The organism is Paenibacillus sp. FSL R7-0345 (assembly GCF_038595055.1).
Taxonomy (GTDB): Bacteria; Bacillota; Bacilli; order Paenibacillales; family Paenibacillaceae; genus Paenibacillus_AQ.
In genome coordinates, this window is sequence record NZ_CP152002.1 from 6,442,225 (window position 1) to 6,468,181 (window position 25,957).

Consider the following 25,957-nt stretch of genomic DNA (forward strand, 5'->3'; position numbering starts at 1 on the left):
TACGTGCGAGTACACTATAATAAATAAGGCCAGCTCCCCGCGGTTACAGCGGGAGGCTGGCCTTTTGTTCTATACGAATGGTGGCTGACTGAATACAGCCGATCTGGAATGCCGCCTGATCAGGCATCCAGTGTCTCTGTCTTAACGGGTTCGGCCGGCTGCGGCTTCACACTACTGCTGGCCGGCTGGTTCACTTCGGCTCCGGTCCGTTTCAGACCGGCCGGCGTGATTCCCCTGCGGCGGGTACGGGTGCCCGTCTTCATGCCGATGATGCCAAAGATGCTGGTCGGCTTCGCTGCCGCTGTGACTGCTTCATCCGGTTCCGGCACGAGGATCATGCCAAGCTGGTGATGGTCGCCGTCATAGATCGGGCGCTGCATATATTTGCTCTCCCCGTCACGGTTCTGCACCTCCAGCTTGCAGTATGCCGGGTTCATGCGCAGTGCGTCATGCAGCTGTGCGGCCTCCGTCAACAGAACCCCGTTGACCTTAAGCAGCACTTCGCCCGGCAGGATGCCCATTTCCTCAGCCGGGCTGTCCGGCAGGACGGCCAGCACCTTGCGGCCGACCGGCGGATGCACGAAGCTGGGGCTGGTACTGCGCTCCTCCAGAGCGCTGTACCAGTTCAGGCCTTCGTGCAGGAGAAGCGCGAGCAGCGCCGCAACCAGCGTCAGCGGGCTCCAGGCCGACGCCAGCAGGCTGACGCCCAGGAGGATAACGCTGTACGCCAGCAGCCGGCCTGAGGTGCGGGCGGCCTTGCGCGCCGGCAGCAGGCTCAGGGTCATCTCGCTGAAGCCGATGATGACCGGCAGCGACACCAGCCCAAGCCCGCCGCCCAGCAGCGGCTGCCAGGGCAGATCACCGGTTCCCGCTCCGGAGGGAACCAGCAGGAACAGCGGCAGCGGCCAGAAGGCCTCCAGCTGGTAGCCGCCGATGACCTTGCCGCGCTTGCCTTCCAGGAAGAGCGGCGCCGCCAGGCGCGCGCCCTGCCAGCGCGCAAGCAGTGCTTCGGCCAGATGGAGCATCCCGGCCAGTACGAGCAGCGCCGGGATGTCCATCTCCCGCAGCGCGGTAACCAGCCGCCCTACCGTTCCGTCCTGCAATGCGTCCGGGAAGAAGGAGAAAATGAACTGTATAATACCTAGCAAACCAATAGAGTAGGCAAAGCACAGAAAGCGCACGCGGAAGAGCAGCAGAACCAGGCTGACAATCCAGATACAGATTACAGCATCAGGAGGCAGCGAAATTCCCAGGGCAACAGCCGCCACGGAAACGAGCAGCCCCATCACCAGTCCGCTCCACACCGTCCGCCACGTTTCCAGCCCCCAGCTATGCTGCTTTACATGAATCAGCTTGCGCTCCTGCGCCACCTGCCTGCGGTAATAAAGGACAATAAACAGAAGGGCGATGTAATAATACGGTTGAATCAGCAGATGTATGACCGCTGTGCCCAAGCTTGTAAGCAGTTCTAGCATATCATTCAAACTGTCGTCACACTCCTTATACTCGCTTTATGTATTTTCTTAAAATAATAGGTATGCAGCTTATAAAAAAAAGAAGGCTGAATTCAGCCTTCTTACTTGTTCGACGCGGCTTTCTGGATTTCCTTCCGCACCTCTTCGATTCCCCGGTTGCGCTGGTTGTCATTGGCCGGGTCCTGAATGACCTTGATCAGAGCCAGCTCCAAAGCTTCGGCAGTTTTGGCGTCGATGGCGCCGGTTGCCTGCAGCTTGGATGTACTCTGGAATTTCTTCACTGCCTCTTTCGTCGCAGCGTCAAAATATCCGTCCTTCCGGCCCGGCTTATAGCCAAGGCCATCCAGCATCGTCTGCGCGCTTTTCACATCAGAGCTGTTCATATTGTATTGCAGCGTTACACTCTTGTTAATCGGTGCCACCGAGAAATAATCCGGCTGGGCTACTGCGATATCCGGCTCAATGCCTTTGCCGTGAATCCAGGTGCCGTCCGGGGTCAGCCACTTGGCAATCGTAATCTTCAGCAGGCTGCCGTCGCCCAGCTCTCTTTCGAAGCTGGTCTGCACCGTCCCCTTGCCGAAGGAATGTTCACCAATCAGCTTGGCTCCCGCAGATTGCTGCAGCGCTCCTGCCAGAATCTCCGAAGCGCTGGCGCTTCCCTTGTTCATCAGCACTACAACCGGATAGTCCTTGCTCGAGCCTTTAGAGGTACTGACTTCACGAGTTTTATCCTTACTTTCCACCTGGACAATAGTCTTGCCCGCAGGCACAAACTGCTCTGCCATCTCGATAACCCGCTGCAGCACACCGCCCGGATCATTGCGCACATCAATGACAAGCCCCTTCATGCCCTGCTTCTCCAGATTGTTCAGCTCTTCCTTAAACCGCTCAGCGGTATTCATCGAGAACTGGGTCACTTCAATGACGCCGACTCCGTCCTTCTCCATAGTGGCATAGACGGTCTCCAGCTTCACATCATCGCGGGTAATAACAAATTCCAGCGGCTCCGCCGAACCAGTACGCTGTACCTTAAGCGTTGCCTTACTGCCTTTGGGCCCGCGGATCTTGGCAACAGCGTCATTCAGTTCCAGCCCTTCCAGCGTTTCGCCGTTTACGGACAGAATGACGTCCTTGGCCTGAATCCCGGCCTTTTCGGCCGGAGCTCCCTTAATCGGGGACACAACGACAACCTTGCCGTTATCCGAGGATACCTCTGCGCCAATGCCGGAGAAGGAGCCTTCAATGCTCTCTTCAAACTTCTCTGCTGTTTCCTTGCCCATATAATTGGAATAAGGGTCGCCCAGTGCTTCCATCATACCGTTGACAGCACCGTCGATCAGCTTGTTCCGGTCCACCGTATCGTAGTAGTTATCTTCAATCAGGTTCAGCGCGGTGCCCAGCTTCTGGGATTCCTTATCCTGCAGGCCGCCACCTGTCTGCAAAACAGCTGTAACCCCTTCTCCCGCAGCTTGTCCGACAACCTGCATATAACCTGTCACGCCCAGGGTTAGAAGACTGCCGCAGAGCAGCGCAGCGACGATCATAAAGACCGCCGTGCTTTTCTTTAACATGATGTTCCCACCGTCCCTTCTGTCCATTCTCTCAAGCCCGCACCCGTCCGGCAAGGACGGTATCTCTTCCAGTATATGCCGCAGTGCGGATTAATATTTATTTCGCAGATCAAACTTATGATTTTTCAGGGTTAATCTACAGATAAGGCATCGGATCAACAGTCTTGCCGTCTACCCGAACTTCAAAGTGCAGATGCGGTCCGGTGGAGCGTCCAGTGGAGCCGGATTCGGCAATTACTTCACCTCTGGAAACCTTGTCTCCAGGAGAAACCTTGAGGCCGCCCTCACGGATGTGGCCGTAAAGCGTCCATACACCGCCGCCGTGGTCAATAATGACGCAGTAGCCGTAGCCGCTCCACCATTCGGCCACCAGGACAGTACCCGAGTCCGCAGCATGAATGCTCGTTCCCTGCGGAACTGCAAAGTCTACGCCGGTATGCATTTTGCCGACCTCACCCGTTACCGGATGCGTCCGCTTTCCGTAACCCGAAGAGATCCGCGCCGAACCTACAGGCAGCAGGAACGGCCCGTCGCCGCCGGAATACTCCGAGGAGGAGCTTACACTGCTTACACCGCTGGAAGCCTTGGCCTTCGCTTTAGCTGCTGCTGCTTTGCGCGCCGCTTCCGCTTTGGCTGCTGCCGCTTTCGCTGCCGCCGCTCTGCGTGCCGCTTCCTCCGCTTTCAGCTTGTTCTTCTGTGTTTCGAGTGCGGAACGGTCACTGGCCAATTGCACCAGCTTGGCTTCCTGCTCCTCGGAAATTTCACCGGAAACAAGAATTTCTTCATCATAATAAGCAATAAGCTCCTGCTTCTCCGCTTCCTTCTCTTTAAGAATGCTGCGCTGATCCTCCAGATCGGTATACAGCTGCTTGGCATTGGCATACTGCCCTTCCAGCTCGATCTTCTTAGCCACCACGGTCTCTTTATCCAGCTTGTGCTGCTCCAGCAGATCCTGGTCCTGGTCTACGATCATTTTAAGCGAATCGGCCCGGTCCAGAAAATCCGAAAAGCTGGTCGAAGACAGCAGCACGTCAAGATAGGAAACTGCCCCATCTGTATACATCAGGCGGACACGGGATTCCAGCAGCTTTTCACGCGAAGCAATCCGTTCCTCAGCATCACTCAGCTCGGTTGCCGTTACATTCAGCGACTCCTCGGTGCTGGCGATTTTGCCGGAAATGGCCGTCATTTCACCCTTCACCTGCGCAATCTGACCCAAGACATAGTCGAGATTCTGCGTCGTTTTGTTCTTATAGTGCTGTGCCTCCTGATTACGGGAAGCCGCCTTCTCCTGTGCGGCCTTAGCGGCCTGCACCTCTTGCTGCAGCTTCTTCAGCTGCTGATCTATTTCAGCGACAGTTGTCTTTTTGGCATATCCGTCAGAGGATCCTAAAAAAGTGACAGCCAGCAGGGCTACGGCTAATCCGGCAGCAATCTTCTTCAACTTGCACTCCCCATCCTTTTACTCCGAAATTTATAATGTCATTCTCTTGTCAGAAACAGCTCTACACCTTCAAAAACTTGCGGATCGATACGGTACTTCCCCAAATTCCGATCAGCATACCCAGACCTATCAGCAGTCCGCTCATCAGAACCCAGATTTCATTGAACGGAATCAGCTGCAGGCCCAGCATCGGATCTCCCTGGACGGAGCGGGTCAGACTGCTGTAACCGAGAAACAGAATCCCAGAGGTCACCAGCGAGCCGATCAGCCCGATCAAAGCCCCTTCAATAAAAAACGGCCAGCGGATAAAAGCATTCGTCGCCCCCACCAGCTTCATAATGCCGATTTCCTTGCGGCGGGCGAGAATCGTTACACGAATCGTATTGGAGATCAGGAACATGGACATCAAGGCCAGTCCTGCCACAAAAATAAAGCCTATATTGCGCACAGCACGCGTAATCTTAAACAGTGTCTCCACTGAGCCTTTACCGTAGTTCACTTTATATATCGGCTGTTCAGTATGAGTTTTGTTTAGTGCTTCTATCTTATCTGCTACAAACGGGACTGTGGTCGGTTCGATAACTTCAACCAGCAGCTTGTCCGGCAGCGGATTATTATCTTCGTCAAAGCCATCAAGCAGCTCAGCTGCATCCGGTCCCATATCCTCACGGAACTCAATCAGCCCCTGCTCCTTGGATACGAACTCCACCTTGCTTACTTCCGGCATGCTCCCGATTTCGTTCTGCAGGGTTTCCCGCATCTTCTGATCGGTATTAAGCGTCAGATGCACATTGATCTGCACCTGGCTGTCCGCCTTGTCGGCGATGGAATTCACATTAAGTACAAGCAGTATAAAGACACCGAGCACGAATAGGGAGACGACGATAGACGTGATGGAAGCCACCGACATCCAGCCGTTGCGGAATACGTTTTTGAAGCCTTCCCGCATGTGGCGCAAGAAGGTTTTAAAACTCATAACCGTATTCCCCTCTCACCTGGTCTCTGACAATGTTGCCATGCTCGATCGCCAGCACCCGTTTGCGCATCTTATTAACAATATCCCTGTTGTGGGTAGCCATTACAATCGTTGTGCCGCGGAAATTGATTTCGTCAAGCAGCTGCATGATGCCCCAGGAGGTCTCCGGGTCCAGGTTACCGGTAGGCTCGTCCGCAATAATAACCGACGGATTGTTGACAATTGCCCGGGCAATTGCAATCCGCTGCTGCTCTCCGCCTGAGAGCTGGGAAGGTTCGCGGTTCGCTTTGCTGCGCAGTCCTACGAGATCAAGCACTTCGTTGACACGCTTCTTAATGATTTTCTTGGGGGCCTCAATAACCTCCATCGCAAAAGCAACATTCTCGTAAGCTGTCAGCTTCGGCAGCAGCCGGAAGTCCTGGAACACTACGCCGATATTGCGCCTTACATAAGGAATTTTACGCGGCTTCAGCTTGCCTATATTGAACCCGCCTACTGAAATCTGGCCTTTCGTCGGTGTTTCTTCTCTATAAATTAATTTCATAAAGGTTGATTTTCCTGCGCCGGACGGTCCGACGACATACACGAATTCATTGCGGTCAATCTTGACGGATATTCCCTGAAGAGCGTTAGTCCCGTTGGGATACGTTTTCCACACATCCTGCATTTCGATCAAAGTTATCACTTCCCGATTTTGTCGTATTCTGCCGGCCGTTCGTCAGGTTCGACACCAGACCGCAGAAGCTTCCATAAACTGCCCTAACCACAAGCTTATCTATTGTAACAAATCTGTAACCAGTTTAGTACCCCGAAAGTTTTTCTGAACCCGGTCATATACATAAAACAAGCCCACGAATAGCGGGTTGCCGTTACTTTGTAATACATTCGAGCATCGCTTAACAAATTCCTGCCAGCCGCTGCAGCTTCATCTATATATCGGCCGGAATGCATAATCCGTAAGCTTTTATTTCCGGCCTGCGCTGCTGCCCTGCGCAAATCCGCCGCCCCGAAGGAGACCTTCTGATGAAAAAAATCCACCTCGCCCTCATTGCGGCCATCACGCTGCTGCTGACCGGATCCCTGCTAGCCGGCGGGCTTCATGTATATGGAGGCCAGCAGACCCTGCCCAAGAACACCCGGCTGGCCGGCTGGGAGATCGGCGGCATGGACATAGCCGAAGTCCGCAGCGTACTGGCAGTCCGGCTGAAGGCCCTTGAATCCCTTCCCCTGGTTCTCAAGGCAGGCGCTAATACAGAGATGACCGTTACCCTGCAGCAGGCTGGTGTGACTTATGAAGCTGAGGACTTCCTTCAGGGTTTGAAGGCATTGGCTGAAGGAAGAATGCTTGAGCGGGCCAAAACCCGGCACCATTTCGCAGAAAGCTGGGAGCTGGGCATCCATCTGGAAATAGACCAGCTACAGTCAAGCTTAAGTCCGGCCTGGGAAAACGAATCCTTCGGCATTCCGGCTGATGCCACCCGGCGCATTACTGACGATGACCGGGTAGTCTATACCGAAGAAACTACGTCCTATGAAGTGGACTGGCACGGGCTTGAGCTTGCTCTGCAGGCGGCTCTGCCGGTAAAGCTCATTAGTCCGGACACTTTGCAGGGCAAGAGCCTTAGTCTTGAAGTGCCATTGACTGTTAAAGAGCCGGCAATAACCTTAAAGGCGCTTCAGGATCAGGGAATTGAACGTAAAATCACGCAGTTCAGCACTTCCCTGGGTTTAAGCGGACCCGGCCGTACCTTTAACGTGGAAGCTGCCGCCAAAGCGGTGAACGGCACGATCCTGCCGCCGGGAGCTATATTCGATTACGGCAAGGCCATTGAAAAAGCCCAGCGGGACTCCGGTCTCCGGGAAGCGCCGGTTATTGTAAACGGAAAGCTGCAGCCCGGGACGGGCGGAGGGATCTGCCAGGTATCCAGCACCCTTTATAATGCTGCGCTCAGAGCCGGTCTTGAGATTGTGGAACGGCGTAACCATTCTCTGCCGGTCAATTATCTGCCAAAGGGCCAGGATGCTACGTTTGCCCAGGGTTATATTAACTTCCGGTTCCGCAACAATACCGGCAAATACCTGATCATCAAAGCGGCCGTTCAGGGCCGTACCTTGACCGTGAAGCTGTTTGGAACGTTCCCGAAAAACGTCTACTATACCGTACAGTCCAAGACTGTGGAAATTCTGCAGCCTGCGGCGAGATACGTTAGTGATTCCTCGCTGCCCCGCGGAGGCACCCGCGTGATTCAGAGCGGTAAGGTCGGGTATGTAGTAGAAACCTATATTACACGTTATGTTGACGGTACAGCAGCGGAGACAACAAAGCTCTCCCGGGATGTCTATCCGGCACAGAAACAGGTGATCGCCATCAACCGGGGAGGAATGAGCAAAGCAGTCCAGCCTGAGCCTGCCAGGAAACCGCTTGTTGAGGACGGCGTACGCAGCAACGAATGACATATACCCGCTCTTCCGCTGCAAAAGACGGTCAGAATCAGCTCTGACCGTCTTTTTTACATTGCCATTACCTGGAACAGCATTTAAGTTTACGCCTGAGCGTTACGCTGGAGGGAGACTAGCAGCAGAAAGGATGAATCCTTATGGGCTGCAGCCATGAACCGGGCGGATACCCACAAAGCGGACTGCATCATCGTAACCCGTGAAGGCAAGTATGCAGGCGTCATTCACACCTCTGACCTGACCGGTTAACTTTTACTAGAATAAAGTGTCCGGCGACATATCAATTCTCCAGTAGCCGTTTACTTTTTTCAGCTTGACCACAACATCGGCGTTATCCCCCTGCCCGTCCTGCTGCGGCACACTGAGCTCAAATACAGCAGTTGTTGCTGTTTTGGAGACCATAACGGCTGTAGCTTTATCGTACTGCAGCTGGTTGCCCAAGTCCTCGTTAATCTGCGCCATTCTGCCGTTCACTTCAATGAACTGAGTCTGTGCATAAAAGGCAGCCGCATTGTGCGTGTATGCTCTTTTTATGTAATTCATCAGCTGCTGCTTCGTACCGAGATCACTGGAAAGGTAGCGGTACTCCGTTCCGTTGTACATAAAAGTTTCCATGCCATGGGTATTGCCGCCCGCATTGGAATAGGTGTACAGCTTCTTGGCATGCACAACCAGCGGAATAACACTTTTGACCGTCAGATTGTTGATCGTCGCAGGACCTTCTTTGCCTGGCAAAGAGGCTGCTACTGTTTTGATAGCTGTGCTTCCTGCAGCCGGCGAAGCCGCCAGCGCCCCGCTTCCCGCCGAAACCAGACCCAGAGATAATGCCAGTGTACCGATCATCCATTTTTTGTTCATCGTAATTTCCTCCTTTTATTCTGCTTCATTAAGTAGAGTGCAGGGTATCTTCTTTGCAATGTTCATTACTTTATACCTTACGGCAGCCTGTAAGCTAAAATACCCAATCCTTCCAATAATGAAAACGGATTTAATGTATGAGGGGTACAAAAAACTCCGCTTTCCCTGAACAGGAAAACGGAGCAGATATTAAATCATATAAAGTTCCGCGGTTATTCGGTTGAATCTACTTGATAATATGCTGTAAAAGCCACATTGGCCGTCAGGATACTACCCGGCTTCTGCGCGGTTGGAAACTCATAAGGCTGCTGAAAAGCAAAGGAATCGACCGTAATCAATCTTGGCATTTTATTCAGCTGCTTCAGCCATTCGTGAATCTCAATATATCCGCCTTCCACAACAGCTGTCATCTTGATCTCCTGCAGCCCGGCTGCAGAGGTGGCCGGTACTCCCGCCCAAGTGCTAGCTGTACTTGTACCGGTCAACGAGAATCCGATATCCTTTAGCCTGGCATGTGAGCTGCTGCCGATTGCCTTCAGGTCATTGATCAGTGCCTCATTACCGTCCCCAAGCGGAATAGCCGCCAGTAAGGTCTCTTCATCTGAAGTCAGGTTGTCTCCGGCGGTCTGGAGTTCATTGATCTTGTTCTCCAGCACGGATCTTTCCCGTTCCAGCAGGGAGAGCTCGCTGTTCTGCATAGCTATATCGCTGCTTACCGGACGAATCGCCAGCATATAAAAAGCCAGCAGAATCAGAAACAGGATGAGCATACCCATTACAATCGGTGAGCGGTACTTGTTAATTTGCTCCACTGATATCCGCTCCCCCTTCCGTAGTATTCTGCACATCAGCTGCTGGCGTCTCTGTAACTTCAGGAGCCATATTTACCCGGTATACTGCTGTGTATTTGATCAGATTAGATACACCGCCAGCGGCTGTTCCGGTACTTGCCCCGCCCTCGGTTAACTTCTCAATGACCGCTTCGCGTGCGAACGGCATGCCCCGCAGGGAAGTCAGATACGCCCCGCTGTGCGACATATCTGTAAAGTTCACGGTTAGCAGCAGCTCTCCACGGAAGGAAAAGCTGATCTCCCGGATCGCAGCGGCATAAGGCAGCTTCGACTTAAGTTCATTAAGCACAGCCGCTGCATTTACCCGGCTTGCAGATAAAGCTTCAATCATCGCTGCCCGGTCAAAGCTTCCGCTTCCGGCTCCGCCATTGTTCAGGCTGGCCAGTTCAAGCTGCAGCGCGGCATTCTGCTCCTGTACGCTCTGAATTTGTATACTTTGTTCATTATATTCCCCGTGTACAGAGGCGTATAAAATCCCAGTTCCGACTGCGCCAAGCACCCAGACGGCAGCGAGCGTGACTGCAAAATAAGGAAAGGCAATCGTCTCGCGGTCTTCACGCGGCAGCAGATTAATATTACGCAGCTTAGGATCGCGCAGTGCAGCGCCAGCAGCTACCCGATAATCGTTCAAGCTGCTGTCCGGCTTCAGGCCTGCCGAGAACTGGTCAACGGCAATTGGGGCAATCGCCAGCTCAGGCAGCGCCGACTGCAATTCCTGCTGCAGCTGTCTGCGCATATCAGGCGCACCTGTAATCAGCAGCTCTGTAATCCGCGTGGAGCCGTCATGCAAGCTGTACTGGTAAAAGCTCAGCATCCGCGAGATTTCCGCCGTAATCTCCACGATCTGCTCAGCAGACAAGTGTTCCTGTGACGCTGAAGTAGCCGCGGCTTCCGCTTCAGCCGGAAACGGCTGTTCTTTGTTTAAGTCAAACGGGAGAGTCTGCGGCTGCGGCTGGCCCAGATCCACCAGATTAATCGTCCGCATGAACACCGGATTGCCGCTGCGGAACATATAAATATCAAGCAGCGACTGCTCGAGATGAATCAGCATCGTCTCATTAAAAGAGTGCCCGTAGCCGGCAACAATACTGCGTGCGAGCGCAGTTGCCGACACCTCGACGCTTTTGATTTTCAGGCCGGCATCTTCAAGCACATCTACATAGTCCTGCACAACTTTACGCGGCGCTGCAAAAATAATCAGCTGGCTTTCGTTCTCATCCTGCCCGGTAATCACATAATCGTATACCGGATTCTCGAAGGGCAGATGCAGCCCGGTTTCGACCTCCAGCTTCACCAGCTGGTCAATCTGCTTGTCCACAGTACTCGGAATCGTCATTTTGCGGATAATCATCTGTGAAGGCGGGATCGACAGGTTGACTGTACTGCCCCGCAGACCCTTGGTCTTTACCCATTGTTTTAACCGGTCCAGCAGCGCCTCACTGTCGGCCACCTGGTTCTCGACGATCATGCCCGGCAGCAGCGGCATAAATCTTTTTTTGTGGACTGGCTTGGCTTGATTATTCTTGAAGCTGATATAGCGGATACCCGTCTGCTCAATGGAGACACCGGCCGCTTTGTTACCTATTCCAAACATGCTATAAAGTTCCTCCTAACGGATGAGCGCGAGATAACCGCTGATAAGTTGTGAACCGTAAGCGAATGCAATCAGTGATCCGGCCGCCAGCCACGGTCCAAACGGAACGGGTTGTCTGCGCTTCACCTTCCCCAGCAGCAGCAGCGTCCCTCCGGCAATCGTTCCCAGTGCACAAGCTATCATAAACGCCAAAATAACATTAGGAAAGCCGACCACCCAGCCCAGCAGTGCGAACAGCTTCACATCCCCCATGCCCATCCCCCCCAGCAGGGCCAGCACCAGCACAATAACGCCGCCGGCAGCGCCTCCCAGCAGATGGGACCATAGCGGCCCTTCCGGAAAAAAAACGACCAGTAACAGGAGCAGCGGCAGAAAAAACAGCAGCACCTTGTTCGGGATCAGCATATACTTCAGATCAGCCACGGTTACAATTACCGCCAGGCTGACGAGCACAAAGCCGGTGATCCCTTGACCGGTCAATCCAAACTGCAGGTAAATCCATAAGAACAGGAGACCGGTTGCCGCCTCACCCAGCATATACAGTGGTGATACCTTTGCCCCGCAATGCCTGCACTTGCCGCCAGCCAGAATGTAGCTTACCACCGGCAGCAGATCCCGCGCCGTCAGCCGCTTCCCGCAGCTGGTACAATGCGACGGCGGCCGCACCAGCGACTCCCCCGCCGGCACCCGCAGCGCCACTACATTATAAAAGGACCCTAGAATGAGGCCCAGAAGCGTGATGTATACTGCGATAACAATGGTCATTGGGTTTGGGTTCCTATTCTGTGGATTTTAAAAAAGGAATCGGGAATTCCGATTCCTTGAGTATAAATAAATTATTACGGAGTAGCAGAAAGCTCACTCTTCATAATTTGCGCAACCGTAAAACTCACAGTTTTATTTGCTGTAATGAGAGTAACAGCTGGAACTGCGGCTACACTTCCAGCTGCTGCTGTATCAGCTAATTTATCACCAACATAATGTACATTTCCACCAACTATTTTTTCTTTGTTACTAGGTAATACCATATCATCCTCTATATACCCGTTGCCCCATAGTCCTGTTGCTGCTGCTGTACTAGTAGCTTTTAATCCAATAACTGGAATGGTTAGATCTCCAGCTTTACCATTTAACTCAGTTGTTATATAGAGGCGCGAAGCTTCATAAACTTGTCTTGCTGTGGCTAGATCTGATTTATCACCCGTTTTATTAATTAAGCCAGTAATCAGTGGGATTGCTATCACCGCAATTATGCCCAAAATAACAACAACTGCCAATAACTCAATCAGCGTAAACCCCTTTTCCTCTTTACCCGCCTTGCTCAGCTTCTTACGAATCGCCTGTGTCAACATGACTTTTCCTCCTCATAATGGTTGATATTGAATAAGACCTATACTAAGAAATTTGTATAATCTCGTGTTGTCGTGTAACTGTCGTCTCATTGTACTCGTCCTATTCCAGTCCAGCAGGTTCTGAAGTTTGCTCCGGTTCGCCTGCCTGGCGTCACCCCTCTCAATCTATCCAAAGAGCACATGGCTCACATGTTGCTATACAGACTGAACATCGGCAGCATAATTGCTGCCACAATCACGCCTACTACTCCAGCCAAGAAAGCTATCAGCAAAGGTTCCAGCAAGGACTTCAGCCGGTCCACCGTATTCTCTACGTCCATCTCGTAAAAGTCCGCTACTTTGGAGAGCATCTGGTCGAGTGCCCCCGTTTCTTCCCCAATTGCAATCATCTGGGTAACCAGCGGCGGGAATACCCATGCTTTCTTCAGCGGCTCCGAGAGCGGCTTCCCCTGTCTTAATGAGTCAGCAGCACTGCGGATATATCCGCCGATCACCTTGTTCCCGGCGACCTCCTCCACAATCGACAAAGCTTGGAGAATAGGCACAGAACTGGCATAGAGCGACGAAAAGGTCCGCGTAAACTGTGCGATTGACCCCTTTTGATTCAATTTGCCGAATACAGGAATTTTGAGTTTGGCATAATCGAGCGCATAGGCACCCTTCTCAGTCCGCTTGGCGATCATAAAACCGGCCACCAGCAGAATGATAACAACCAGCCAGATATACCATTGTCTCTGAATGCTTTTGCTGAGCGCTAATACCATCTTAGTTATAGCAGGCAGCTCGGCATTCATAGATTCGAACATGCTGACAAACTGGGGCACAATGGCCCACAGCAGATAGACAACCGCAGCTACAGCCATCACAGCAACAGTGACCGGATAGGTTAGTGCCGATTTAATCTTTTCCGTAGTCGTATGCTGCTTCTCAAAATAAACCGCCAGCCGCTCCAGTGTCCCCTCCAGATCACCGGATTCTTCCCCTGCCCGGATCATGCTGATGAATAGCGGCGGAAAAATCTTCTTATGATCCTGAATCGCCTGTGACAAGGCCACCCCGCGCAGCAGGCTGGAGTTCACATCCTGAAGTGCTTTGCTAAGCGGCTTGCTCTCTGTCTGCTCTGCCAGAATCCGTGTAGCATCTACAATGGATACTCCGGCACGCATTAAGGTAGCGAACTGCCGGCAATAGATAATAAAGTGAATGGTCTTCACCGGATTGCCGATATAAATCTCCATCGACAGGATGGAGGATTTCTGTTCAACCAGCGAGAACACAGTTAGCCCCCGCTTGCGCAGCTCCTCCATTGCCGAGCCCTTATCTGAGGCTGTCAGCTTGCCTTTGAGCTGCTTGCCTGCGTTGGTCCGGACCTGATACTCGAATTGGGGCATCAGCCGCTCACCTCCGTGAGATAACCTCTGGCCGCTTCAGGCTGAATCAGCCCCAGCTGCAATTGCTCACGTATATTCATCTCAAGCGTATGCATACCGAGCGCCCGGCTCGTCTGCATCACATTTTTAAGCTGGTGGGTCTTTTCGGTCCGGATCATGTTAGCCACTGCCGGTGTATTAATTAGCAGCTCGGTAGAACACAATCGGCCTTTACCGCCGGCCCGCGGAAACAAACGCTGCGAAAGAACCGCCAACAGTACCGATGCCAGCTGTGAACGGATCTGGCCCTGCTGATGGCCCGGAAACGTATCAATAATCCGGTCAATCGTCTGTGGCGCATCCGTTGTATGCAGTGTAGCCATAACCAGGTGACCTGTTTCTGCCGCCGTAACTGCCGCGGAGATTGTCTCCAGATCGCGCATTTCCCCTACCAGAATGACATCAGGGTCCTGCCGGAGCACTGCCCTTAAACCGCTGGCGAAGCTGCCGGTATCGCTGCCTACTTCACGCTGATCTATCAGACATGTTCCATGGCTGTGCAGAAACTCAATCGGATCTTCCAGTGTAACGATATGTTTGCTGGCTGTCCGGTTAATGTAATTCAGCATGGCGGCAAGTGTTGACGACTTACCACTACCAGTAGGGCCTGTTACCAGAATCAGTCCTTGGGGCTTCATTGCCAGGCTGGACAGCACTCCGGGAAGTGACAACTGCTCCAGGTTTGGGATCTGAGCAGGTATAGATCTCGCAGCAATACTGACCTGACCACGCTGCCGGTACACGTTCACACGGTATCTTACTCCGTCATCCAGCGGATAAGAGAAGTCGAACTCCCCTTTATTGCGGAACTCTACGCTTCTCTCGCTGCCAAGCAGCGTATCGGCCATATAGGCCGCTGCTTCGGAGCTGACTTTTTCACCTTCCAGCGGCTGCAGCTTTCCGTCTATACGCATGACCGGAGGAGAACCTACCGAAATGTGCAGGTCTGAAGCCTTGGAAGCATAGGCCATATATAGCAATTGAATAATATCCCATGAAAAGGCTGGCACTCTTGTCTCCCCCTAAACTCTAATGCGAAACCGTCTCGCGCATAACCTCCTGAAGGGTGGTTATTCCTTTGGAGACCTTGAGGAATCCATCCTCCATCAGCTGAACCATCCCCTGAGCTTTACCTGCCGCCCGGAGTTCCTCAATGGATGCGGAATCGGTAATCATCTGGCGCAGACGGTCATTAATGGTTAGTACCTCATGAATCGCAATCCGGCCCCTGAAGCCGGTATTATTACAGCTGCCGCAGCCTCTGCCGCGGTAGATCACCCGGTCAGGCAGGCCGTACCGGCGCAGCATGATCGACTCCTGCTCGGTTGGTGCATGCTCTTCCCGGCAATCGGGGCAGATTTTGCGGACCAGCCGCTGTGCTACTACTCCTAGCAGCGAGGAGGCGATCAGATAGGGCTCAACGCCCATATCACGCAGCCGCAGAATTGTACTGACAGCATCATTCGTATGCAGTGTGGATAATACCAGATGGCCTGTAAGAGATGCCCTCACGGCAATCTCTGCAGTATCGGTATCACGGATTTCCCCCACCATGACAATGTTCGGGTCCTGCCGCAAAATCGAGCGCAGGCCGGCGGCAAAGGTTAGCCCGATCGCCGGATTGACATGCACTTGATTGACCCCTTCCAGCTGATACTCCACCGGATCTTCGATTGTTATAATATTGGCACTTTCGGTGTTTAACTGATTAAGTGCTGCATACAAGGTAGTTGATTTACCGCTCCCCGTAGGTCCTGTAATCAGGATAATGCCATAAGGCTTGCTGATCATGTCCTGAAAAGCTCCGGCATTCCAGTCACTGAATCCCAGACTGTCAACAGTCTTCACACCGGTGCTCAGATCGAGCAGACGGAGTACAATCTTCTCGCCGTGCATAGTGGGCAGCGAGGATACACGGATGTCGACCATTTTGTAATCAAACTGCATCTTGATCCGGCCGTCCTGCGGCAGCCGCCGCTCAGCGATATTAAGCTTGGCCATAATCTTGAGTCTGGCTGTGATGAACCCCTGCATCTGCTTGGGGATAATCCGCTCTGTACGCAACGTTCCGTCAATCCGGTAACGGATGGACAGGTTATTTTCACCCGGGTCCACATGAATATCCGACGCTCTCAGCGACACAGCCTGCTGAATCATCTGGTTCACAAGCCGTACAATCGGAGAATCTTCATCTGTAATCTCGGTTTCTTCAATTTCTTCCTGTGTCGGCAGCTCTACCATCATCTGGCTCATTGAGTCCCGCATGCCGTAGTGTCGTGCAATCGCCCGGGTCAGCTCATCCCGGCTGGAAATCGCAGGCTCGATACGGAAGCCGGTGCTCATGCGCAAATCCTCAATCGCAAAATAATCGAGCGGATCGGCCATCGCCACCATCAGCTTGCTGCCCTCTTTCATGAATGGAAGCACCTGATAACGCTTAGCCATACTTTCAGGAATAATCTGCGTAATAGCCGGATCGATCTGGTATTTGAACAGGCTGACATGGGGAATGCCCAGCTGGAATTCAAGAACCTCGATGAGCTGCTGCTCGGTAATATAGCCCTGGGTAATCAGCAGATCGCCCAATTTACGCTTGGATTTACGCTGATCCACCAGCGCTTCTTCAAGCTGTTCCTGAGAGATAATGCCGTTCTCGACCAGCAAATCTCCCAGTCTTTTTTTCACGATAGCCATACCCTTTTCACTCCAGAGCGCTTAAATTTTGTCATACGGAGCCGCTTCAGAACCCTTCTGCAGTCCTGCTTATTTTAACCTATGAATATTGTAAGAATATTTCAAATTTTATAGTTATATAGACTCACTTTTCTGCAAAATACGCACATCTTTTAATTGCCTATCTACTAAATATGTCCTAGAATGATATATAGCATAGATTGGAACTTTTTACAACGAAAATGCCCTCCACATAAACCTAATATATGACATAATACAATTGCTTTTGACAGGAAGCATAAATTATATATCGGCCAGGGAGAGATGATGATGAAGCGTATGAAGAAGAAAAGGTTGTTTTTTGTTTCAGGCTTGGCCCTGCTGATGCTGCTTATACTTCCTGTATGGAGTCTGCTATCCAAGATTGACGCAGATCAGACTGTTTATCCGATCCGGATCCTCGAAGTAACACAAGACGGAATTAGCCAGCTCACCTCCCTTACATCCGGTATTCCTGATCTCACGGTTGTTACCATGAGCATGAAGAAATTTGTTGCTCTCCGCGATGATTTGGACGGACAGTATGATGCTTTATATATTGGCAAGGGCACTTACAGCCCTGCTACTCTTGGAAATATCAAGGATAAGTCTGTAGATGAACGGGCTAAAGCCATGGATACCAGCTCCATTCAGAATGACATCACTAATCTTAGAGCGGGTGACATTACTAATCTCTTTATTAATAAGGGGTTATATGTTATTTTCAATGACCAGATTTTCATCGACAAGGCAGCTCAGCCGGCAAGCTCAAGAGGTATTCTTTACGATACATTTAACTCTCTTCGCACCAGTAACTCCAAAACCAATGTATTCTTCTGGAACGACGCCAAGCTTACCGAATTTTTTACAGATCTGAATAGCAGCGATTCCAGATATCTCGCCGGGCTTAAACAACGTCCGCAGCTGCAGATTACCAACAGCAATGAGATCAGTAACTATAACCCTGCCGCCACAAACGGGAAGGTCTACAAGCCTGGAGACAAGCTATCATTTAACTTTAATATTAGCAATGCTGCTAATCTGGCGAATAATCCGCTGACGGTTAAACTTTATATTAATCTTGATAAATCAATCGCTATGGGAGAGCAGCAGGTAGTAGCTTCCGCTAAAGTAAACCGCAGTAACGGAACACTGGAATACACGCTTCCCCGGACCTTCTCCGGCCTTTTGTATTGGAAGCTGGAAATCAGTGATCCTGCCAGTACGCAGCAGTTAAAGGATTTCGAACAGGGGAGTATCCGTTACCGCGGGGAGAAAACCATTGTTAAGGTGCTTCAGATTACACCCGGCTCAGATCAAAGCAATCTGACAAATGCAGTCAATATGCAGAGCGCTTATCTGAACCAAGAAGATTACGAGCTAAAAATCACTACCATGACAATGGATAAATTCAATGCATATACCAAGGATACTTTTGCAGCTACAGGCCAGTATGGCCTTAACGGTGTCTACGATATGCTGCTGTTCGGATTCCGTGATGAATATTACAAGTATGCGACCCTGACTGCCCACTCTATAACTGCCGTCAAGGATTTCATTCAGGTCTCCAAACAGAGCGCCATGTTCACTCATGATACGGTGATCAATATATACGGGAGCAATACCTGGGTCAGCAATTTCAAGGATATTACCGGGCAAAAGGACCCCGTTGTAAATTTTGGCCATAATGCATTGAATATGTCAACAAAGGTCAAACCGGTAAATGACGGCCTGCTGATGCAGTATCCTTTTTACCTCAGTAAACAGGATGCCACCGGTGCCCAGGTCAACATTGCAGAACCAAAAGTAGCTCCTACACATAATCAGTATTTCACACTTGACCTGGAGGACCGTGAAGTCATTCCTTGGTACAATATTTTAAGTGAATCGGACAACTCATTAGGCGGCACCTCTAACAACACTTATAAGCGCACGCCTGACGACAGCTGGAACCATTATTACACCTACTCCAAAGGAAATGTGACTTACTCGGGTACCGGCCATCTTTTCGGCTCGGGGCTTTCCAGTAAGCTCGCTGTCTTCCCTGATTGGGAGCAGAAATTGTTTGTCAACACGATGTATAGAGCATTTATGGGTGCCAACCATGCTCCGCAGATCACTGTATACACTCCGGTGCCTGAGTCGGTTATTCCGTCCTACCAGGACAAATTGACTGTCAGCTATTCCGTGGCCGATCTGGATTTTAAAGACCGCAAACTGAATACTGGCATCAAGTTTATGGTAAACGATAAGGAATTAACCGATATGACCGTTACCGATCAGCAGATTTTCTCAGAAGAAGTCGTGACCAAGACCTTCAGAAATCCGCTGCCGGAAGGCGGAAACGTACAGATTGTAATTACGGCAAAAGATGCGCAGGGCGCAATGGTATCAACGACGATCCCTGTTACAATCCGCAAAGCGGATGCTTCAATGTCCATTAGCCGCAACCAGTCGGCAACAACAATTGAAAAAGGAAAGCCGGTTACGATTGACTACAGCATTTCGCCAAATGCCATCAAGTATAACCTGGTTCAGACAGACTATCAGGGCATGCAGTCGCTGGTCATTTCCAGCTTGAAGTATGTTGAGCATTTCCCGGCCAATCTGGAATTTACCGGTACCCTGCCAGATTATCTTGTTAAAACTGGATCTTTACAGGAAGGATACACGATAACAGGCACTTTCCCGGATATTAACTATAATTTAACTACCGACACCAATGGAGAGAAGTACTATAAGCCGGTTAACCCTACAGATTCTTCGGTTCCATTGGTTTACAAATTCACATTAACTGCAGTACCGCAGGAAAAGAAATCATATATTATGGATAATTCTAAAATAACCTTTAATGAAATCCATGCGCCTGCTCCACCGGCGGCTACAGCTACACCGATAGTTACAGCTGCGCCAACACCGACACCAACGCCAACACCGGCTCCTACACCGACGCCGGTTGTATTCCCCGGATCATCTGAGCCGATTACATCGCTCGGAATAGCCAAGGACTACTCCATTTATATGCTGGAAGATATCGACTACTCGCCGACCTCTTTTCAGAATAAAGGGCGGACAGCGGCCGGGGGGTCTATAACAGCTCAGGGGTTAACCTTAGGCGGTGGGCTGCCAGCCAATCAGACTGGAGCCGTACTAATAGCCGGTAAGAATATAGATTGGGGCAATTGGGGAGGATCAATAAACGGCAAGGCTTATTATGGCGGCACTGTTAAGGCTCCTGACTATCTTCTTAAAAATACCGAACAGAACAGCTCATTCCCTTTTGCAAAAGTTAATGAAAGCTTAATCAAGCTCTCAGACTATCTGGCGACGCTGCCGGGAACTAAAGTAGATGCTGTTATTGCTAATGACCGAAATGATTTCACAGTTAAAGGATCTGATCCAAAGCTTAATGTATTCTATGTCACCCTTAAGGATAATTCCAAGCACATCAGTGCTGTAAAAGTTGATGCTCCTGCAGATTCAACTGTAATTATCAACGTTGTTGGCACTTCAGCCAAGTTCGGGAATGGTTCTATTACACTGGTAAATGTTAAGTCTAACAATGTTTTATTCAACTTTTACCAGGCAACATCCGTACTTTCAGAAAGCTATGCGATTAAGGAATCCATTCTGGCACCTAATGCGAGCATTCAATTAACCGGCACTTATGAAGGGACTATTATCGGCAAAAAGTTGTCACCAGTAGGGAGCAGCGGAGTAGATATCACTTATGCGTACCCGTTCACCGGCTCCTGGCCGGCAATGCCATCAACAGAGGCTACAACAGCTCCTACGGCTACGGCGGCAGCAACAGCTGCTCCTACGATAGCACCGACAGTTGCCCCAACTATTGCTCCTACGGGGACAGCTTTACCGCTTATACCGGTAACGATGAACTTTTCCAGAATTGATCTGGAGGCCATTGTGAAGGTCAGTTCCATCAATTTGTCCGGCGGTACAATCCTAGTTAACAACACGCTAAAACTGCTGCCTGAAGTTTTACCTGCTGATGCTAATAACAAAGATGTGGACTGGAGAATTGTAGAAGGCAGCAGCATTATCCGAATTGACAGCACCGGGCTGGTTACCGGACTTACAGCCGGAACCGCAAAAGTCGTGGCGGTTGCCAGAGACGGTAGTAATGTTATCAGCAATACTGCCACCATTATTGTTGAGAATCCGCTTCCCGTACGGAGTGTGACGATCTCAGCAACTGATGGACAGGTTAGTCAGCCAATTAGTTTAACTGCAACATACAATAGCACCCAGACTGAAACTGATATTAAGTATTCCTGGGAAGTTAAAGATTCTAACGGAAAGGTATTGCAGAACCTGATCAGCGGTGCTAATCAGAATCCGGCAACCTTTACAGCAACTCAAGCAGGAAGCTATACCGTTACCGTAACAGTCACCAGCAGTAATAATCCTTTGCCAGGAACTCCGGCTAGTCGGGTAATTAACATTACGAATCCTTTGACAGACTTTACAATCAACGGCAAGGATAGTGTAATGGTTGGCGAATCTATCAGTCTGACGCTCAGCGATTTCAAGCCCAATAATGCGGACAACTATCAGATAACTTGGGATCTGCCTGGTAACGGTGAAAACTATGCGCAATTAACCAGGGCAGAAGGCGACACCGATAAAACTAAATATACGCTCAAGGGTATCGCAGCAACAGATTCGCTCACTGTAACTTTCATAGCCGGCACAGTGACTAAAACCAAAGTAATCAAGATCCTGCAGCTTAATTCCATGGCCTTTGCCCAAGATAAGTATGAGCTTACCGTTGGTAATCCTCCGCTGGATCTTAACCAAGAACTCTGGTTTATGCCGCGTGACATTTCAATTGCTGATGTAAGGGATAAACTGACATGGGAAATCACTTATCCCGGAATAGCTTCGTTTGGAGATCCAGTTACAATAAACAATCAGGGAATTATCTTTGCCAAGCAAAAGGGAAGCACGCTGGTAACAGTAACCTATGACAGCAATCCTAATGACCCTAATAATCCGGTAATCAAGGCGAGCACACTTATCAAAGTAAAACCGCTCACTAACGATGACCGCTACTGACCAGTCCCGAATGTAAAATAAGAAGAGCCCATTACCGCAGGTAATTCCTGTCGGCAACGGGCTCTCTTTTGTTATGAAAGCTTATTAATTATTAATCAGCTGCAGCGGGCCTACATGCACATTTACACTTGTCACTCTGGGCAGACTGGACTGCTGATTTGCATAGATATCATATTTATAATCAATTACAAAACGCCTCAAATCCACTGTCTGATCGATTAGCAGCTTGCCGCTTACTGCCGGTTCATCAACCTTGCCAATTACTGCATTCACCGTTAAATCTCCTTTGGCAAAGAAACCGCCCTTCAGCCGGAACATCGAACCCACACCATAGAGCTCCCCGCTGGAATCCGTGTAGAAAAAGGCCTCCATAGTATCTGTAGCTGAAGGTTCGCTGACAGCAAATGCGTTCAGACGGTTTACCAGCACACTGCCTTTCGAGATCAACACCAGTTCTTTAGTTGTGCCATTTTGCTGTATCCCTTTAATATTGGCATCCTCGATGACCGTCTCGCCAAGAACGAACATGGTTGAATCAAACCTGACGTCTCCCTTGATCTTCACATCGCCTGTAACCAGAATATTGGCACGGACATCCAAAAAGTCATTGAGATTGTAGTTGTTCAGCTCCAGATTACCAGTAACGATGAACCAGCGTGGTGCGGTTCCACTTTTTGGGTCGGTTTGGCCGTTTGTAGACTGTGGATAAAACAGCCTCTTGTATTCCACTCCGTCTACCAGCAGATTTCCGTTAAACACTACAGTAGAATCCAGCTTTTCCAATTTTCCCAACTCATTTTTATACTGGTTATAATCAGCATTATACTGATCAATTTGTGCTTGTGTCGATTCGTCCGGATTAATTTTGGTAGGAGCTATCGGCATACCATTAATATGTGTGACTCCAGTGCGGCTATTCAGCATGCCATTTAATGTTGATATCCCAGAATTATAGGCAACGCGAAGATCATCCCGCAGGTTCTTTTGTGCAGTCTCATTTTGACCTGTCAGCAAACCCTGTGACAGCTTGTCCAGGAACGACTCTTCCACATTAATCTGGACGAACTTTTTTTGCTCTTTAATTTTGATTTTGTCTGGCGTAATATGCAGAATTTCAGCTAAAACCTGATTCCTGTTATTTTCGTCCTGTGGGAGATGTTCAGCCGCTGTCCGGTTTTTCTCGTATTCAATACTGTTCATGGATTGTACATGTACTTCACCTAAGGCATTGGTATCACTGCCCATAGCCACTGTAGGGAATTCGTTAATTGTATGATCATCATAGAACTGATTTTTGTAAATATACTCCGGGGTGTTGGTTACTACCAGCCTTTGTCCGGCATATATATTACCCTGCAGCAGTGGTGCCCCGTTTAGAGTCAATGTCTGTTCCGAACCAAACGCATATTTAAGGAAGTCAGGATAGCTGTCAATGATAATCTGCTGCTGTAGCTTCCGCTTAACTCCGTTTACCATAGCTGAGGAGCTTATATTGATCGTATATTGAATAGACTGCTTCTCAATCTTTTTACCTAAAAAATCAATTCCCTCAACAGTACCACTACTGGTGGATTCCAGTTCAGTGCTCACCTTCAGACTGGATTTATTATTGTCCAGATTTCTTAAAATCGTTTCAAGCTGCTCCGGATCAAGATTCTCAAGCTGTAATCCTGTCAATTGGGACTGGATATAGGCTGTAGCCTCACTAAGACCTTTTTGGGCAAGGTGCAGTGACTGTACATCATTTTCTCTCGTTTCACTACGCGTTGCCCCGCCAATTGTCGCACTAAGAACCCCCAGGCCAAGTATTGTAAGCAGCAGCACAAGAAACATAACCAGCACCAGAGCAGAACCGTTCTCATCCTTTTTTATCCGAATCCCCATAGTCTAACGCTCCTAAAATCCAAATTTGCTCTCCAAATCGAGTCTGCGGCTATTATCCCCATGCTTTACCTCCAGAGAAAGATTAATGTTAATCAACCCGCTCTCACAGGGCTGTAGGGAATTGGCACTGCACTGTAAAGTAACACTTGATGGGGGGACTAGCTCAGACGTAATAGAGGTACGGACATCCTCTCCGCTTGTAGCAGGGGTTACAGCATTATCCGGGGTACCGGCAGGAACTTCTTTTATCAAAAGCTCGCCATCCGAAATTCCGATCTTCACCTTCTCTGTCCCTCCGCTTACGTTATCCCTCTGCAGATAGATTGCCGTATCCATCACACCGTTATTGGAGCTTGTACTGGAATAGATTGTGGTAGGAGCAAACGTATAAATTTCCGTAATGATTGCCGACATCAGCAGGTCACTTTCATCCCGCAGTGTATTTTCCATTGTCACTCTCTCGTAGCTCTGAATACCGAACATCATCACACCATAGATCAGTCCGGCTACCAGCGAAAATAAAGACAGGGCGGCGATTAGCTCTATAAGTGTTAATCCCTCTTCCCTGCGCAGGCGGTCAGCGAATCGTTTCATCGGTAATGTATCCCTCCACAACGGTCTGTCTGACATTTGCTCCGCCTTTGCCGGAATCCTTAACTCTAACCCGTACAGGCAGCAGATACTTTGCAGTAGCTGACTCAACCGGATCACTGGAGGTACTCATTTGCGAATGTAGAACATCTTGATATTCAATGTCTATGTGATAAGCAATTCCGTTGATTGTAGGATTCAGCACATTGGCCAAGGTCTGCAGATCCGACACTGCACTGCTATAGTCGCTGCAACTCACTGCAGTAGATGTTACGGGTACGCAGCCTGAAGCATTAATACTTGAATGTCCCGGTATTGCAAGATTTCCTCCCTCAGCCTTCTTTCCTTGAAAATAGAGGCTTAACGACTGATAGTCCTGCTTCTCCATATAAAACAGCGCATTTCGCGCCAAGTTTACCATGATCGTCTTGTTCTGGTTTGATTTAGAATAAGATAATGCATTACTGAAGTAGGAGGTCAGCACCAGTGACACAATCGACAGGATCACTATTGCCGCCAGCACTTCAATTAAGGTGAAGCCCTTTTCTCTCATCTCTTTCAATCTATGCTTGTCTTTCCGAGGCATTCTGCTCACTCCCGAAGGTTATCTATTAGTCCGCAATACCTAAATCCATTATATTCTTTCCCCTCTTACCCCAGCAATCCTGTCTGACATAATAATTCCAACGATTTCTACTCTATATATCGGCTATACGCTGTGCTATTATTTGTGCTAAAAGGAGGAAATGAATATGGCTCTGATCGAATGCAGATTTTATTCGGATGTGCTTGGCCTCAGTACTTCAATGACGGTGATTCTGCCTCAGCAGACTACGACGCAAATCGGACTCAACAATGTGAAAAGAGGGGATCTTCACCCGACGCTCTATCTGCTGCACGGCTTGTCGGATGATGATTCGATCTGGCTGCGCCGGACCTCGATTGAACGTTATGTAGCTGAGCTGGGCATCGCTGTGGTTATGCCGCAGGTGCACAGGAGCTTTTATACGGATATGGCAGACGGGGGCCGGTACTGGACCTTCATTAGTGAGGAGCTGCCGGCGCTCGCCCGTTCGTTCTTCCCGCTGTCAGCTAAACGTGAGGATAATTTCGTAGCAGGACTCTCCATGGGCGGCTATGGGGCGATGAAGCTGGGACTGCGCAAGCCGGAGGCTTTTGCCGCTGCTGCCAGTTTGTCGGGGGCGCTTGATATGGCGCATCATTTCATGAATCCGGAGGATTCCGCCAAAAGATCAGTAGAATACGAGAGAATATTCGGTGATACGGATATCGCCGGCACGCCAAATGATCTGCTGTGGCTGCTTCAGCAAGCAGACAAATCAAAAGGCCCCAAACCGCTTCTCTATCAATGCTGCGGCACGGAAGATTTCCTCTATGAAGATAATCAGGTGTTCCGCGCTGCCTGCGCCAAGACTTCGCTGTCACTGACTTACGATGAGGGCCCGGGAGAGCATGAGTGGGGGTATTGGGATGCCAAAATCCAGGATATCCTGAAGTGGCTGCCGCTAAAGAAATAGCAGGGCCGGTTGCTACAGATAAATAAGGGATGTACCCGAATAATTTGTTAGCGTATACAAAAATGTATGAAGCACACGAAAAAAGACTGCCCTTCCCGCATACGATTACCGCGGTGAGGGCAGTCTTTTGTTATCCTGTCTGAGTCAG

At 50.1% G+C, this 25,957-nt stretch carries 19 protein-coding genes; 3 read left to right on the forward strand and 16 right to left on the reverse strand.

Features of this window, described 5'->3' with window-relative positions:
* Positions 1-119 precede the first annotated feature (119 nt).
* The 5 genes from NST84_RS27975 to ftsE all read right to left on the reverse strand — a co-directional run bounded on the left by NST84_RS27975 (position 120) and on the right by ftsE (position 6,142).
* Positions 120-1,475 carry a PDZ domain-containing protein gene (locus tag NST84_RS27975; protein ID WP_342566539.1) on the reverse strand — a complete coding sequence of 452 codons (1,356 nt, stop codon included), beginning with the start codon at positions 1,473-1,475 and terminating at the stop codon, positions 120-122.
* Between the two features lie 101 nt (positions 1,476-1,576).
* Positions 1,577-3,046 (reverse strand): S41 family peptidase, encoded by a 1,470-nt coding sequence (locus NST84_RS27980; protein WP_342563278.1) that lies wholly within the window; start codon positions 3,044-3,046, stop codon positions 1,577-1,579.
* Positions 3,047-3,182: 136 nt separating this feature from the next.
* Positions 3,183-4,490 carry a peptidoglycan DD-metalloendopeptidase family protein gene (locus NST84_RS27985; protein WP_342563279.1) on the reverse strand — a complete coding sequence of 436 codons (1,308 nt, stop codon included), beginning with the start codon at positions 4,488-4,490 and terminating at the stop codon, positions 3,183-3,185.
* A gap of 61 nt (positions 4,491-4,551) precedes the next feature.
* Positions 4,552-5,466 (reverse strand): permease-like cell division protein FtsX, encoded by a 915-nt coding sequence (ftsX, locus tag NST84_RS27990; protein ID WP_342563280.1) that lies wholly within the window; start codon positions 5,464-5,466, stop codon positions 4,552-4,554.
* Positions 5,456-6,142 carry a cell division ATP-binding protein FtsE gene (ftsE, locus tag NST84_RS27995; RefSeq protein ID WP_342566540.1) on the reverse strand — a complete coding sequence of 229 codons (687 nt, stop codon included), beginning with the start codon at positions 6,140-6,142 and terminating at the stop codon, positions 5,456-5,458. Before ftsE ends, ftsX begins: the two co-directional genes overlap by 11 nt.
* A gap of 347 nt (positions 6,143-6,489) precedes the next feature.
* Here ftsE and NST84_RS28000 point away from each other — a divergent pair, with 347 nt between their 5' ends.
* A complete protein-coding gene (locus tag NST84_RS28000) occupies positions 6,490-7,920 on the forward strand; it encodes a VanW family protein (RefSeq protein ID WP_342563281.1) in 1,431 nt (476 codons plus the stop codon).
* Positions 7,921-8,178: 258 nt separating this feature from the next.
* Here the strand turns inward: NST84_RS28000 and NST84_RS28005 are convergent, their stop codons facing one another.
* The 8 genes from NST84_RS28005 to NST84_RS28040 form a co-directional block, all read right to left on the reverse strand.
* Positions 8,179-8,781 carry a DL-endopeptidase inhibitor IseA family protein gene (locus NST84_RS28005; RefSeq protein WP_342563282.1) on the reverse strand — a complete coding sequence of 201 codons (603 nt, stop codon included), beginning with the start codon at positions 8,779-8,781 and terminating at the stop codon, positions 8,179-8,181.
* 212 nt (positions 8,782-8,993) lie between these two features.
* Positions 8,994-9,593: a type 4a pilus biogenesis protein PilO gene (gene pilO / locus NST84_RS28010; protein WP_342563283.1), complete on the reverse strand. Its 600-nt coding sequence runs from the start codon at positions 9,591-9,593 to the stop codon at positions 8,994-8,996.
* The gene (pilM, locus tag NST84_RS28015; protein ID WP_342563284.1) at positions 9,580-11,226 is read right to left on the reverse strand and encodes a pilus assembly protein PilM; all 1,647 of its coding nucleotides are present in this window, start codon (positions 11,224-11,226) and stop codon (positions 9,580-9,582) included. Before pilM ends, pilO begins: the two co-directional genes overlap by 14 nt.
* 15 nt (positions 11,227-11,241) lie before the next feature.
* Entirely contained in the window at positions 11,242-11,991 is a 750-nt protein-coding gene (locus NST84_RS28020) for a prepilin peptidase (protein WP_342563285.1), read from the reverse strand.
* A gap of 74 nt (positions 11,992-12,065) precedes the next feature.
* The gene (locus NST84_RS28025; protein ID WP_342563286.1) at positions 12,066-12,578 is read right to left on the reverse strand and encodes a type II secretion system protein; all 513 of its coding nucleotides are present in this window, start codon (positions 12,576-12,578) and stop codon (positions 12,066-12,068) included.
* A gap of 185 nt (positions 12,579-12,763) precedes the next feature.
* On the reverse strand, positions 12,764-13,969 hold the full coding sequence (locus NST84_RS28030; RefSeq protein WP_342563287.1) for a type II secretion system F family protein: 1,206 nt from the start codon (positions 13,967-13,969) through the stop codon (positions 12,764-12,766).
* Positions 13,969-15,018, reverse strand: a complete 1,050-nt coding sequence (locus tag NST84_RS28035) for a type IV pilus twitching motility protein PilT (protein ID WP_342563288.1) — start codon at positions 15,016-15,018, stop codon at positions 13,969-13,971. The genes NST84_RS28030 and NST84_RS28035 overlap by 1 nt, the downstream gene beginning before the upstream one ends.
* 19 nt (positions 15,019-15,037) lie before the next feature.
* Positions 15,038-16,702 (reverse strand): ATPase, T2SS/T4P/T4SS family, encoded by a 1,665-nt coding sequence (locus NST84_RS28040; RefSeq protein WP_342563289.1) that lies wholly within the window; start codon positions 16,700-16,702, stop codon positions 15,038-15,040.
* A gap of 309 nt (positions 16,703-17,011) precedes the next feature.
* Here NST84_RS28040 and NST84_RS28045 point away from each other — a divergent pair, with 309 nt between their 5' ends.
* Entirely contained in the window at positions 17,012-21,796 is a 4,785-nt protein-coding gene (locus tag NST84_RS28045) for a DUF5057 domain-containing protein (RefSeq protein ID WP_342563290.1), read from the forward strand.
* Positions 21,797-21,880: 84 nt separating this feature from the next.
* On the opposite strand, the gene NST84_RS28050 is transcribed toward NST84_RS28045, so the two are convergent.
* Genes NST84_RS28050 through NST84_RS28060 form a run of 3 tightly spaced genes read right to left on the reverse strand, consistent with a single transcriptional unit; the run spans position 21,881 to position 24,824 of the window.
* Positions 21,881-23,680, reverse strand: a complete 1,800-nt coding sequence (locus tag NST84_RS28050; protein ID WP_342563291.1) for a hypothetical protein — start codon at positions 23,678-23,680, stop codon at positions 21,881-21,883.
* A 12-nt stretch (positions 23,681-23,692) separates the two neighbouring features.
* Positions 23,693-24,274, reverse strand: coding sequence for a prepilin-type N-terminal cleavage/methylation domain-containing protein (locus NST84_RS28055; RefSeq protein ID WP_342563292.1), 582 nt, complete (start codon positions 24,272-24,274; stop codon positions 23,693-23,695).
* Entirely contained in the window at positions 24,258-24,824 is a 567-nt protein-coding gene (locus NST84_RS28060; RefSeq protein WP_342566541.1) for a prepilin-type N-terminal cleavage/methylation domain-containing protein, read from the reverse strand. Before NST84_RS28060 ends, NST84_RS28055 begins: the two co-directional genes overlap by 17 nt.
* A 199-nt stretch (positions 24,825-25,023) precedes the next feature.
* Here NST84_RS28060 and NST84_RS28065 point away from each other — a divergent pair, with 199 nt between their 5' ends.
* Positions 25,024-25,809, forward strand: coding sequence for an alpha/beta hydrolase family protein (locus tag NST84_RS28065; protein ID WP_342563293.1), 786 nt, complete (start codon positions 25,024-25,026; stop codon positions 25,807-25,809).
* The last annotated feature ends 148 nt before the right edge of the window (positions 25,810-25,957 follow it).